We start from the raw sequence: 12,356 nt of genomic DNA, 5'->3' as shown, positions 1-12,356 counted from the left end.
GGCCAGCCCGAAGGCTGGCCTGAGGAGGGTCCGTATTACCTGGTTAACTTACTGAGCGGTTTGCTGCTCGTATTGGGCCGGCAGGTCTTTTACCGGGTTGGAGATGAAGTTTAGGTAGGTGCCGCCGACCGGGATTTCGAGGGGCAGGCGGATCGTTGCTAGCCCGGCATTGCTTATTCCCAGGGCGTCTGCTGTGACCAGCAGTTCATCCATTTCACCAATCCAGTTACTGTTACGTTGTTCGATTTGCATTCTTCCATCATCGAAGAACGTAATATTACCATCCAGTTCGAGGGTGAATGGGCGCCCGTAAAGATCATGTGTACCACCAAGTGGTATTTCCATGTCTGGCGCATCGATCAGAAGATCCGCGCTAGTAACAAAGATCGGCTGGCCCTCATCTCCTTCTGTAATTATTCCTGGAATTAATGAGTTGCGGCTGCAATCGATCGTACAAGTTGGATCATCTTTGGCGTAGCGCATCCTCAAAACCTGAGTGTTTGTGATGGACTCTTCCTGCAGTAGAAGTCCCAATACTTCCAGTTGCGTAAAGACGCTAATCGAGGTGGTTGTGAGCAACGTGGGGTACAGGTCAACTCTTATGCCTTCGATTTCATCACCGTTGGTAGGGTCCTCTGGTGTTGGATCGTAAGTTCCTGGACCAAGTACCTCAGTATTCAGGGCATAAGTTTGGTAAATGAATTTATTTCGAGGGCAATCAGGGTGATCGTCTCCTCTGTTTAGGATTGTCGAGCCTGTCGTACCCGCCTCACAGCCAACCCGGGCAGCCGGATCGGTGAGAGGGACGCCAGTATCACCAGTATCGAGCAGTCTTGCAGTGGCTTTCCCTCCGATCACTGACAATTTTGTAGAGTTTGCCGCCGCATTCCATCCGGTCTCATCACTTCCAGTGTGGGCAGTTTCGAATGGCTCAAGGCAGTTAGCATCATTGTTGTCTTCACAATCAATCAGGAAGTTCGAGTTAGTATCCCTTACCGGGAAGTTTCTGAGCGGAGTGAAAACTGTTTCCAGCTTCTCTGTGCCTTCAAAGTAAATGGTTAGGTTGTCTGCGCCGTTGGCACCATTCCCATCATCCAGTCCTTCCAGAATGTCAGTTTTCAGTGCGATGCCATTGGTGCCACATACGGAAGTCGGAGTCTCCAGCGCACATGTGCTCGCATTATCATCCTCTACCGATTTCATGGTGTAGCGATAAAACTCGCCCGGTTGCCACGGTGTGTTCGGGAAGAATCGAACCTGCTGGTTGTTAAATTCGAGGCGACCTTCAACAATTTCTCCGCTTCCTATCTCGGCTTCGTTCGGTTGTCCGGATTCATTTACCGTAATTTTTTCTACGATAAAGGTGCCGTCCACTCCAAGCCGGATGGATTCAGGCTGCATGGACTGTGAGAACACTACAGTAATCGGGCGATCTTCAGGCATTGTGCTGACAGGCAGGAGGTCAACCTCAAGAGGAGCATTGCCTTTGTTGTGCCCGGGTTCTTTGATTGAGTAACACTCGCCAAGGGCGCCTTCCAGAAGATTCATTTGTGCAAAATCAGTTTCGCAAGGGAACCCTGGGTAAGTGGTCAGAGCCAGCGGCGGGCGCTGTTCTACCGGATCGTCCGCACGGTCGATACGGTCGAGCTCAAAGGTCAGGGCAGGTAGTTGGGCGGCGTTGCCGGCCAGATCAGTCAGACCACTGATATTCACGTTGTAGCTGACGCCGTGTTCAAGGCCACCTTCCGGGTTAATCACCAGAGTCGTGCCGTCGAGCTTGGTGTTCAGGCTTTCGACGGAATTACCGTCAGCAGTCAGCGTTACGCCATTGGCCACCGACGCAGGATCCAGCGGCTCATCAAAGAACAAAATCACCGGGTCACCCGGCCGCTGCATGGACTGACGAGTAGCCGGAATGGCATCTTCCGCGCCCGGCATCCAGCTCACCAGCTGGGGCGGTGTGGTGTCCATATCTCGCAGCCAGTCGTCTTCAGCATCCAGTGCTGAGTTAACGTCGGTGGCGGCTTTCAGCTGGAAGGCGATGGTGGAGTCAGTAAACTCCTGGCCCAGCAGGTTGGGTTCGACCATGCCGATGGCATCGATGGTCAGTACGCCGTCCTGAACCAGCGCAATACCCCGCAGCTCCACGCCCATCAGGTCCTGAGACAGGGCCGCGTTGGGCTGTGCCTCTTCGGTGTTCATGGATACGTCCATAAACAGGGTGATGTGCCGCGGAGCGTTCAGGTCGTCGGTGTAGGGGTTGGGGCTCATGTAGCCGGAGGCATCCGACAGCATGGTTACCTTGATGGTTCCGGTCTGCTGTTTGCCGCCGGTTGCGGCATCCAGTACCTGTACCTTGCCACCCACTTTTACGTTCAGGCTGGTGCTTTCCAGCACGCTGCCTTTCGGAATCCGCAGTGGCAGCGCTTCATTCGCTTCAAAGCTTGGTGAGTAAGCCAGTTCAGCAAACAGCGAGCCGGTTTGCTGGGAGGAGTCGGTTACGCCCTGCAGGACAGAGTTCAGAACAACCCCGTTTACCGCTTCGTCATTCAGCACGGACTTAATAGCGCCACCGTTGGAGTCCACAGCTTGCTGTTCCAGCATCACCGTCGGGCCTGTGTCTCGCGGCGTGTAGCTGTATTCAGCGGAGAAGCGGTTGTCTTCTGCGCTGTTGGTCAGGCTGGCCAGGTTGCTGATCTTCAGGGTGTAGGTTTCACCGGCCGCCAGAATGTCTTCCTTACTGCCGCAACGGTCTGCCACGCAGGGGTCGACGGTGATGCGGTTACCTTTTACCAGCACGGTGGCCGGCACGGCTTCGCCATTCTGGTCCAGCAGTTCGATACTACCGCCCAGTTGTTCCCACTCCGGATGAACCGGTTGGGTCATGGCCAGCCGGAACGTGGAGAAGTTCATGGCCTGGAAAGCGCTGCCATTAGCCGGCACCTGCCAGGCTACACCGAACTGGTCGGAAGTAGTGCCCAGGCTTGCAACGCCGCTGAACTCGGCACGGGTATTGAACTGTATGCCATCTTCGCCAACGGCATTTGGTGTGCCGATAATCCGGCCACCTTCAGCTGCGAGGGGTTCACTGAAGCTGACATTGAAGTCGCTGCCGCTTGCCAGGGCAGTTGCGGGCTCCAGCTTAAGGCTTTTGCCGCCATCAATGACTGTAACGGTGAAGTCTACGGAAGTGCCGTCAGATTCTACCTTGATTTTTTCTGCCAGGGTGGCTTCATCATCCACTACGGCATGGGAAAAGCGCAGTACGATATCCGCTTTCGGGCTGACATCATTCTGGCCGTCCATCGGGAAGGAATACACCATCGCGCCCGGCGTGGTTTTTTCTTTCATGGTCTGGGTATCATTGTCGCCGCCACAGGCTGCCAGCAGCATGGCGGGAATCAGTGCCAGAGTCTTGAATTGTTTCATGGCCTGCTTCTCCTCAGAACTTCAGGGTGATGGAGCCGCTGATTACGTGCACGTCGCCGTCTGCGGTTACGTCGGTTTCGTTGCCGTCGTAGTCCACCAGGGTGAAGTCACGCTCCTGCAGTTGCTGGTACTGGTAGCCCAGATCCAGGCGAACCGGGTAGGCCAGCAGGCGGGTACGGTCGTATGTGGCGCTAACACCAAGGCCAACCACAATCTTGTCGGTGTCCAGATAGTTGAGGTCCGGATTGCGGGTGGTTTTCAGGGGAGATTCTTCGTAGGCCACACCACCGCGCAGGGCGAAGTGTTCGCTGAGCTGATATTCTGCACCGAGACGCGGAATGAGGATGTCGTCGAACTCAATCTTCGGGCCATTCACGCCGTTCTGCATGCGAATGGTGTCGCTATCAAATGCATCGCCGAGCTCGGACCAGTTCTGCTGCTCCACGCTACCACCTACGCGCCATCCGTCACCGGCGTACTGCATACCGGCGACATAGGTTTCCGGCTGGAAGGAGTCGATGGTGGAAACCGCCAGGCTAAGGCCCGGGTCCGGAATGGTCTGGGTAACGATGATGTTGGAGTCTACCGTGGTGGAAGCGGAAGACTTGGTGCGGTAAGCAAAGGCCGCTTCCCAGCCGTCCAGGAAGCAATCGTTTTCAGGGCAGAAGGTGCTGCCGAAATCTACGGTGGTGCCCAGAATCGTCTTCATGGCGGGCTCTGCGTTCACCGCCAGGCGTTCGCGGCTGGTTTCGCCGCCCAGTGTGGATACCGCATCCAGCTGCGCCGTAGCATCCAGGGTCACCCGCACAGACAGGCCAGCAGAAATGCCGCGCCACAGCGGCGTAGCGCCACCCACGTTCAGGAACAGCGGCTCTTTACCATATTGCAGGAACTGGCCGTTCTCGGAAGTTTGCGAGTTGAACGCCAGCATTTCCTTACCGTACTTCTCCACACCGGCAATAAAGCCCAGGTAAATGGGGTGCTTGAAGCGGGTGAGGGAACCCAGGTTGGTTTTCATGCCGATCAGCACGTGCTGGCTGGGGGAGTTAGCCAGTACATCGCCGTTGGCATTGGGGTTGGCTGAACGCAGCTCCTGCTCGGCGTGCAGTATGCCGGTAGTCAGCTCACCCCGGGTGTCCTTGGTGAGAGACGCGGGGTTGTAGTAGGTGGCGGATACCTGGTCGTTGAACATGGACAGCGACTGGGCGGTTGCCACATCTATGGGCATTACGCCGTAAGTGGTGCCCAGGTTGCCCATGCTCGCCGAGGCGTTCATGGTAAGGCTGGCGGAAACTGCTGCAACTGCTAGGGACACTGCCCGTACGGAAAATCGGGGAGAGGGGACCATTGATACACTCCGTTCGCTCATTATTGTTGTATTCAAACCTGACACCCTGCGCCATCGCGGACCTCGGGTTTGGCTACATTGGTTCAGTGGCAAGTGTATTGGGCTTGTCCGATGAGGACTTTGGCATTTTTGACACAGGTCAGTGTCGGTAAAACCACGTAGTGCTAGCCCGTGACTTCAAGTTAGCGCTAAGCCATTGAAATAACAGGTGTCAGGTGTGATTTTTTGTAGCGTAATGTTTCTTGGGCGGGGCAAAAAGAAAGGGATAAATCGTGTTGTTTGATAAATGTGACGGGGTGTTATGTAGCGTAATAGTCGGGTAAAAACCTGTGCCGGGGTGCTATGTAAAGTTTCCCGACACAGGCTTTTGGTTACTTCTGCAGTTTGCGGCGTGAGGCGATCAGGCCAGCAAGGCCCAGGCCGAACAGGGCCAGGGTTCCGGGCTCGGGGACGGGGATGGTTCTTGCGAGGTAATTCCATTCCTCGAAGCCAGAGCCCACCCGGTCGTACTCTGTGTAGAATACAAAGTAATCATCGGTATCGCCTTGCAGCAGGCTGTCGAGAATGAACAAATTGAGGTCTCCCTTCCCGCTACCGCACTGCCCCGGATTGTCGCAGATACTGGCCTGCAGGATAACAGTAACGTCTCCGTTCAGAGCATTATCCAGGTTCCAGACCGGGGCATAGCCCGCCAGGAAGTTGTCCGATGCGCTGCCATCGAACTGGGTGCCGGTGTAGCCGCCATTGTTTTCTGGAATTCGAAGGTCGTCACCACCGAGGAAAATCTGGATTTCGGTCAGGTCAATCTGGTTTTTCCTTCCGCCTTCTTCATTGGCGTCCATGGAAAACTGGTAGTAGGACAGCCCCCCGATGTCGACGGTGCCCAGATCGCCAAACAAGACGGAGTGGGTCCAGATGCCGGATTTAGTGTCAAAATTTATACCATTGTCTGGCGAATAGTCGGTATTGTAGCCGCTTTGGGTGTCGCTATTGCCTTGGGCCTGAACCCGAACAAAGGGCTTGAAAACCCCGGTTCCGGTGGAAGGCTCTGTCGGGTTCGCAGCAGCTTCGAAGATGGTGCCGTCGGCGGTAGTGCCAGACGATTGGCCGCAAGGCTCGGATGCCGTGCAGAGAATCTCGATGGTAGCAGCATGGGCGCCGGCCATGCCAAGCGAGCCGGCCGCAGCCATACCGGCAAGCAATAGTGTTTTGGTTATCGTTGAACGGTTCACGTGACACTCCTTCGTTGCGGTTCGCAACCTTGTCCTTTCTCGCTAGAAAGGTAGCAGTATGTGTGCCAGCTTCGTAGTTGTTTGTATTCAGGAGTGTTTTTGGAAGTTCTGAAAGTGATGTGTAAAGTTTTTTGACGGTGTGGTTGTGGCGGCTTCGGAAGGCAGCGGGAGAATAGAAAGAAATGGTGGGCCCAGCTGGACTCGAACCAGCGACCAAGGGATTATGAGTCCCCTGCTCTAACCAACTGAGCTATAGGCCCGGAAAGGAAAACGGGCGCCATTATACCCGCGAGGGGTGGCGCCCGCTACTGTGTTGCGGATTAACCGTTGCCCTGATCGTCAATAAAGCCGCGCAGGTGATCGGAGCGGGAAGGATGGCGCAGTTTGCGCAGGGCCTTGGCTTCGATCTGACGGATACGCTCACGGGTTACGTCGAACTGCTTGCCGACTTCTTCCAGGGTGTGGTCGGTGTTCATCTCGATACCGAAGCGCATGCGCAGCACCTTGGATTCGCGAGCGGTCAGGCCGGCCAGCACGGAGCGGGTCGCTTCGCGCAGACCTTCGGCGGTGGCGGAATCCACCGGCGACAGGGCCTGGATATCTTCGATGAAATCGCCCAGATGGCTGTCTTCATCGTCACCGATTGGCGTTTCCATGGAGATCGGCTCTTTGGCGATCTTCAGTACCTTGCGGATCTTGTCTTCCGGCATTTCCATGCGCTCGCCAAGCTCTTCCGGTGTGGGCTCGCGGCCCATTTCCTGCAGCATCTGGCGGGAAATGCGGTTCAGCTTGTTGATCGTCTCGATCATGTGCACCGGAATCCGGATAGTGCGGGCCTGGTCCGCGATAGAGCGGGTGATGGCCTGACGGATCCACCAGGTGGCGTAGGTAGAAAACTTGTAGCCACGACGGTATTCAAACTTGTCGACGGCCTTCATCAGGCCGATGTTGCCTTCCTGAATCAGGTCCAGGAACTGAAGGCCACGGTTGGTGTACTTCTTGGCAATGGAGATAACCAGACGCAGGTTGGCCTCGACCATTTCTTTCTTGGCACGGCGGGCCTTGGCTTCGCCGATAGAAACGCGACGGTTGATTTCCTTGATGTCGACCACGTCCAGGTCCACTTCGGTCTGCACGTTCTGGATGCGTTTCTGCAGGCGTACGATTTCGTCAATGCGCTCGCCGATGGCAGCGGCGTATGGCTTCTTGGTGGCGGCGATTTCTTTCGCCCACTCAAGGTCGATTTCGTTGCCCGGGAACCACTTGATGAAGTCTTTGCGGGGCATTTTGCAGTCGCGTACGCAGATCTGCATGATCGCCCGCTCGTTCTCGCGCACCAGGTCGTTGGTGGAGCGAACCACGTTCACCAGCTCGTCAAACGCCTTGTTGGCCAGTTTGAACGGGGCGAAAACCTGGCCCAGTTCGTTCAGGGCTTCCTGGGTTTTCTTGTGGCCGCGGCCGTGCTTGTCCAGGGCCTTGTTGGCGGCGTCGAGCTTTTCTTTCAGCAGTTCGAAGCGCAGGCGGGTCTCTTCCGGATCCGGGCCGTTGTCGTTGTCGTCATCGCTGGAGGTGTCGTCGTCATCGTCATCGCTGTCGGAATCGTCCGAAGAGGTATCTTCGGTGGTTTCTTCGCCCATGAACGGCTCGGCGTCGTCCGGGTCAAGGAAGCCGGTTACGATGTCGCTGATGCGGCCTTCGTTCTCGATGATGCGGTCGTAGGCCTGGATTACGGTGCCAGCTGTGCCCGGGAAGTGGGCAACGGCGGCCATGACGTCGCGGATGCCTTCTTCGATGCGCTTGGCGATAACGATTTCGCCTTCGCGGGTCAGCAGTTCAACAGTACCCATTTCGCGCATGTACATGCGCACCGGGTCGGTGGTGCGGCCGGCGTCGGTTTCCACGGCGGCAAGGGCTGCGGCGGCTTCTGCGGCAGCGGCTTCGTCTGCGGTGGAATCGCCTTCGGTCATCAGCAGGGTATCGGCGTCCGGTGTTTCTTCGCACACCTGGATACCCATGTCGTTGATCATCCGAATAATATCTTCAACCTGGTCCGGGTCTGCGATATCTTCCGGCAGGTGGTCGTTTACCTCGGCGTAAGTCAGGTAACCTTGTTCCTTGCCTCGTGCGATGAGGTCTTTCAAACGTGATTTCTGCGAATTGCCTGACATAGACACCCTGTGAACTCGCTTTTAAAAAGGAAAAAAGTTAAACAGCCATTATAGCTGTCGCTTGGTTTTGCTGCCACCAACCGGTTAGATGGTGATCAATTGCGATAGTTTCAAGTTTTTACTCCCCGGCTTTCGGGTTTAACGTACCCGCGCTGAGGGTTCTCAGCTCTTCCCGCTGTTCCGGGGTGAGCGTTGCCAGGTTCCGGAGCAGGGTTGCCAGTCTTTGCTGGCGCGCGGCTTCTTCGTTCGGGCTTAACAGCTCTCTGGCAGCAGCCAGTGTGCTTTCCCGTGCCGGTATGTGCTCCAGTCCGTCGAACAGGTTGTAGAACCTGTCGCGGGCCTGCTTATCGGTTGCCAGTCCCGCTACCAGTGCTTTGCGGGTCTGGATGTTGTTTTCCAGCAGCCAGCGGGCCAGTCGGCCGGCCTGCTCCAGTTGCCTTGTGCGGTCGGCCAGGGTTTTCACTTCCGTGGCCAGTTCCGGCGCCTCCAGCAGGGCCAGGCACAAGGTACTGTCTTTGCTGAGTTTTACGTCAATACGTTCTTCTGACGGCCGGTTCTGGCCTTCGTTGCGCCAGCCCCGGGCCTTGTAGTTCTGGCCTTGCTGGCGGTTCTGCCACTGGTTGCGGCCGCCGCACAGTCGCAGCATTTCGTGCCACATGGCGTCCCGCAGCGTGCTGCGGGGCATTTTGTTCAGTAGCGGCTCGGCCCGGGCTCTCAGTTCGCCCCGGTGTTCCGGCAGTTGCAGGTCGAGCCCTTCGCTCTGGCGGTCAAACAGGTAGCGCGAGAGCGGAGTAGCGCTGTCTATGCGTTTCTGGAAGGCCTCGGCACCCTCTTTTCGGATCAGGGTGTCCGGGTCTTCGCCTTGCGGCAGCATCAGGAACTGCAGATGCAGGCCGTCTGCCATCAGTTCCAGGGCATTTTCCATGGCCCGGTCGGCAGCACGGAAGCCGGCCTGGTCGCCGTCAAAGCAGAATACGATGTGTCTTACCTGCCGCAGCAGGGCGTTTAGGCTGTCCTGGTTGGTCGCTGTGCCCAGGGTAGCAACGGCGTAGTGAATGCCGTGCTGGGCCAGGGCGATCACGTCCATATAGCCTTCCACCACCAGCAGTTTGTCCAGCTGGCGGATGGCTTGCCGGGCCTCGAACAGGCCGTAGATTTCACGGCTCTTGTGGAATACGTCCGATTCCGGCGAATTGATGTACTTGGCTTTGTCGTCGCCCAGTGTGCGACCACCGAAAGCGACGGTTTTGCCCCGGGTGTTCCGGATCGGGAACATTACCCGGTTGCGAAACAGGTCTCTGGGGCGGCCGTATTGATCGGAAACCGTCCGGGTTTCAATCAGCGGGCCCTTCAGATCTTTCGGGGCTGCGTCGTAAAGGGCGGTGCCTGTGCCCGGGGCGAAGCCGATCTGGTATTGCTGGATAATCGAATTATCCAGTCCGCGCTGTGTCAGGTAGTCCCTGGCGTAGGCGCCTTGCTGGCCGGCCAGGGCCGACTGGTAAAAGCGATTGGCAAAGTCCAGCGCATCGGTCAGCGTCCGGGCCTGCTGCATTTCCTGCTTGGCGGCCTTGTCGTAAGGCACTTCAAGCCCTGCGCGCCTGGCCAGTTCTTCCACTGCTTCGGTAAACCCGAGGCCCTCGAACTCACGAACGAAGCTGATGGCATCGCCGTGGGCGCCGCATCCGAAACAGTGATAGAAGCCTTTGTCTGGCCGAACGTTGAACGAAGGTGTTTTTTCGTCGTGGAACGGGCAGCAGGCTTTGTAATTTGCGCCGGCTTTTTTCAGGGTAATGCGGGAACCGATCAGCTCCGCCAGGTCGATACGATCCAGCAGGTCTTCAACAAATCGTTGAGGGATCAGTCCGCTCATGGTGGCTCCACTTCAGCCTGGGTGCCGGGGTAAAACGCTATTCACCATAGCCAAAAATGCCGCCGAAGCCAGGCCTCGGCGGCATTTTCAGTTTGCCGGGTAGGGCGAAACGCCGTTCCGGCAATCAGTCTTGCTGTCGATGCGTTCTGAACTCAGTACAGACGCTCGAACTTACGCTGCTCACGCTGAAGCTTCTTGAGATGACGCTTAACGGCGGCAGCTGCTTTGCGCTTACGTACAGCGGTCGGCTTCTCGTAGTGCTCACGACGACGTACTTCAGACAGTACACCGGCCTTCTCGCAGGAACGCTTGAAGCGACGCAGTGCTACATCAAACGGCTCATTCTCTTTCACTTTAACAGCTGGCATTCGAAAATCACCTACCTGATAGATTCGGTTTCAATTGGTTCCGCCGGCCTTTGCCATGCGGGCTCGATCCCTGGTCAGATTGGCTAAAACTCGACCAGTGCTAATTTAGGGCGGCAATGATAACGGCTGGGCCTGCCGAGGTCAATCATTGTTCAACGAAACTGCCGGAGGCATTCGGGTTTCTGCTAAAATGCCGCCAGCTTTCATTTCTCCTCCTGCGGATACGGCCTGACTATGCTGATTCTTGGTATTGAAACCTCCTGCGACGAAACCGGCGTTGCCCTGTTTGATGACGAGCAGGGGCTGCTGGCCCACGCCCTGTTCAGCCAGATTGACATGCACGCCGACTACGGCGGGGTAGTGCCGGAGCTGGCCTCGCGGGATCACGTGCGCAAATTGTTGCCCCTGTGCGACCAGGTGCTGGCCGAGGCCGGCAAAACCCGCAAGGATCTTGAGGGCATTGCCTACACCGCCGGCCCGGGCCTGATCGGCGCGTTGATGGTGGGAGGCTCGGTGGCCCATGCTCTGGGTTTTGCGCTGGATATTCCGGTACTGGGTGTGCACCACATGGAAGGCCATTTGCTGGCGCCCATGCTGGAAGACAACCCGCCGGAATTTCCGTTTGTGGCGCTGCTGGTATCCGGCGGCCACACCCAGCTGGTGCGGGTAGACGGCATTGGCGAGTATGAAATGCTCGGCGAATCGGTAGACGACGCCGCCGGTGAGGCTTTCGATAAAACCGCCAAGATGCTGGGCCTGGATTACCCCGGCGGCCCCCGGGTGGCGGCGCTGGCCGAAAAGGGCCGCGATGGCATCTACCGGTTTCCGCGCCCGATGACCGATCGCCCCGGCCTGGACTTCAGTTTCAGCGGCCTGAAAACCTTTACCCTGAATACCGTGAATGCGGCCCGGGATAACGGCAACCTGGACGAGCAGGTAAAAGCCGATATCGCCCTGGCCTTCGAGGCGGCGGTGGTGGATACCCTGACCATCAAATGCAAGCGGGCACTGGAGCAGACCGGCTGCAAGCGGCTGGTGATTGCCGGTGGCGTAAGTGCCAACAAGCGGCTGCGGGCCGGGCTGGAGAAGATGGCCGCCAGGCTGCGCGGCTCTGTGTTCTATGCCCGCCCGGAATTCTGCACCGATAACGGGGCCATGATTGCCTACGCCGGTGCCCAGCGGCTGCGGGCCGGGCAGCGTGACGGTGAACGGATTGTGTCGGTGCCGCGCTGGCCGATGAACACCCTGCCGGCGGTGAATGAGCCCCGGGCTAACGGCCTTGTAGACTGAGTATTACAAACCGGTTTCCCGGCCCTGGGCCAGGCGGATCAGGTTATTGCGGTGGCGCACCACAATCAACAGGGTAAGCAGGCCAAACAGGGGCAGGGTGTCCGGCTCCAGCAGGGCGCTGATGACCGGCCCGCTGGCAATGGCAATCAATGAGGCCAGCGCAGAGATACGCCAGCGCCACATGATCACCAGCCAGATGCCGGCCATGATCAGGGTTGTGACCGGTGCCAGCGCAAGGCCGGCCCCGAGGGCTGTTGCCACGCCCTTGCCGCCCTTGAACCGGTAGAACAGCGGAATCATATGGCCGGTTACCGCGCACAGGGCCACCATGGCCTGCACCAGGATGGACAGTCCCGCCAGGTGCGCCAGCCACACCGGTAGCCAGCCCTTGAAGGCATCCAGCGCCAGGGTGATCAGCGCCGGTTTCCAGCCGCCGGCCCGGTACACGTTGGTGGCTCCGGGGTTGCCGGAACCCAGCGCGCGCGGATCGGGCAACTGCCATGCGCGGCATACGGGCACGGCAAACAGCACCGAGCCGGCCAGGTAGGCTCCGAAGCAGAGCAGTACAATCACAATCGGGTTGCTGGTTACATCCATGGCTGCATCGCAGGTGCGCAGACGGCACCGGGTGTTCTGTGAGAAAATGCCGGC

The 12,356-nt window shown here is 57.7% G+C and carries 8 protein-coding genes and 1 tRNA gene; 1 reads left to right on the top strand and 8 read right to left on the bottom strand.

The window, feature by feature from the left end:
• Positions 1–48: 48 nt before the first annotated feature.
• The 7 genes from AQ621_RS01060 to rpsU all read right to left on the bottom strand — a co-directional run bounded on the left by AQ621_RS01060 (position 49) and on the right by rpsU (position 10,415).
• Complete coding sequence (locus tag AQ621_RS01060) at positions 49–3,429, bottom strand: Ig-like domain-containing domain (protein WP_058339908.1); 3,381 nt, start codon at positions 3,427–3,429, stop codon at positions 49–51.
• A gap of 13 nt (positions 3,430–3,442) precedes the next feature.
• The gene (gene aupA, locus AQ621_RS01055; protein ID WP_058339907.1) at positions 3,443–4,777 is read right to left on the bottom strand and encodes an alkane uptake protein AupA; all 1,335 of its coding nucleotides are present in this window, start codon (positions 4,775–4,777) and stop codon (positions 3,443–3,445) included.
• 371 nt (positions 4,778–5,148) lie between these two features.
• On the bottom strand, positions 5,149–6,009 hold the full coding sequence (locus AQ621_RS17735) for a PEP-CTERM sorting domain-containing protein (protein ID WP_058339906.1): 861 nt from the start codon (positions 6,007–6,009) through the stop codon (positions 5,149–5,151).
• Positions 6,010–6,192: 183 nt separating this feature from the next.
• Positions 6,193–6,269: transfer RNA gene (locus AQ621_RS01045), tRNA-Ile, on the bottom strand.
• A gap of 60 nt (positions 6,270–6,329) precedes the next feature.
• Complete coding sequence (gene rpoD / locus AQ621_RS01040; protein ID WP_058339905.1) at positions 6,330–8,177, bottom strand: RNA polymerase sigma factor RpoD; 1,848 nt, start codon at positions 8,175–8,177, stop codon at positions 6,330–6,332.
• Positions 8,178–8,295: 118 nt separating this feature from the next.
• Positions 8,296–10,047 (bottom strand): DNA primase, encoded by a 1,752-nt coding sequence (gene dnaG, locus AQ621_RS01035; RefSeq protein ID WP_058339904.1) that lies wholly within the window; start codon positions 10,045–10,047, stop codon positions 8,296–8,298.
• Positions 10,048–10,199: 152 nt separating this feature from the next.
• Positions 10,200–10,415, bottom strand: a complete 216-nt coding sequence (gene rpsU, locus AQ621_RS01030) for a 30S ribosomal protein S21 (RefSeq protein WP_007153483.1) — start codon at positions 10,413–10,415, stop codon at positions 10,200–10,202.
• 234 nt (positions 10,416–10,649) lie between these two features.
• Here rpsU and tsaD point away from each other — a divergent pair, with 234 nt between their 5' ends.
• Positions 10,650–11,705: a tRNA (adenosine(37)-N6)-threonylcarbamoyltransferase complex transferase subunit TsaD gene (gene tsaD / locus AQ621_RS01025; protein ID WP_058339903.1), complete on the top strand. Its 1,056-nt coding sequence runs from the start codon at positions 10,650–10,652 to the stop codon at positions 11,703–11,705.
• Positions 11,706–11,708: 3 nt separating this feature from the next.
• Here tsaD and plsY read toward each other — a convergent pair whose 3' ends face one another.
• Entirely contained in the window at positions 11,709–12,302 is a 594-nt protein-coding gene (plsY, locus tag AQ621_RS01020; protein ID WP_058340009.1) for a glycerol-3-phosphate 1-O-acyltransferase PlsY, read from the bottom strand.
• Positions 12,303–12,356 lie beyond the last annotated feature (54 nt).

Source organism: Marinobacter sp. P4B1 (assembly GCF_001447135.1).
Classification (GTDB): domain Bacteria; phylum Pseudomonadota; class Gammaproteobacteria; order Pseudomonadales; family Oleiphilaceae; genus Marinobacter; species Marinobacter vinifirmus.
Note: the sequence above shows the minus strand (reverse complement) of the source record. Positions and strands in the feature narration are given on the sequence as shown.

Bases quoted from the DNA above. Each gene is read 5' to 3' on its own strand.
- tsaD (WP_058339903.1), top strand. From the start codon at position 10,650: ATGCTGATTCTTGGTATTGAAACCTCCTGCGACGAAACCGGCGTTGCC.
- plsY (WP_058340009.1), bottom strand. From the start codon at position 12,302: ATGGATGTAACCAGCAACCCGATTGTGATTGTACTGCTCTGCTTCGGA.
- AQ621_RS01060 (WP_058339908.1), bottom strand. From the start codon at position 3,429: ATGAAACAATTCAAGACTCTGGCACTGATTCCCGCCATGCTGCTGGCA.
- rpsU (WP_007153483.1), bottom strand. From the start codon at position 10,415: ATGCCAGCTGTTAAAGTGAAAGAGAATGAGCCGTTTGATGTAGCACTG.
- rpoD (WP_058339905.1), bottom strand. From the start codon at position 8,177: ATGTCAGGCAATTCGCAGAAATCACGTTTGAAAGACCTCATCGCACGA.
- aupA (WP_058339907.1), bottom strand. From the start codon at position 4,777: ATGGTCCCCTCTCCCCGATTTTCCGTACGGGCAGTGTCCCTAGCAGTT.
- dnaG (WP_058339904.1), bottom strand. From the start codon at position 10,047: ATGAGCGGACTGATCCCTCAACGATTTGTTGAAGACCTGCTGGATCGT.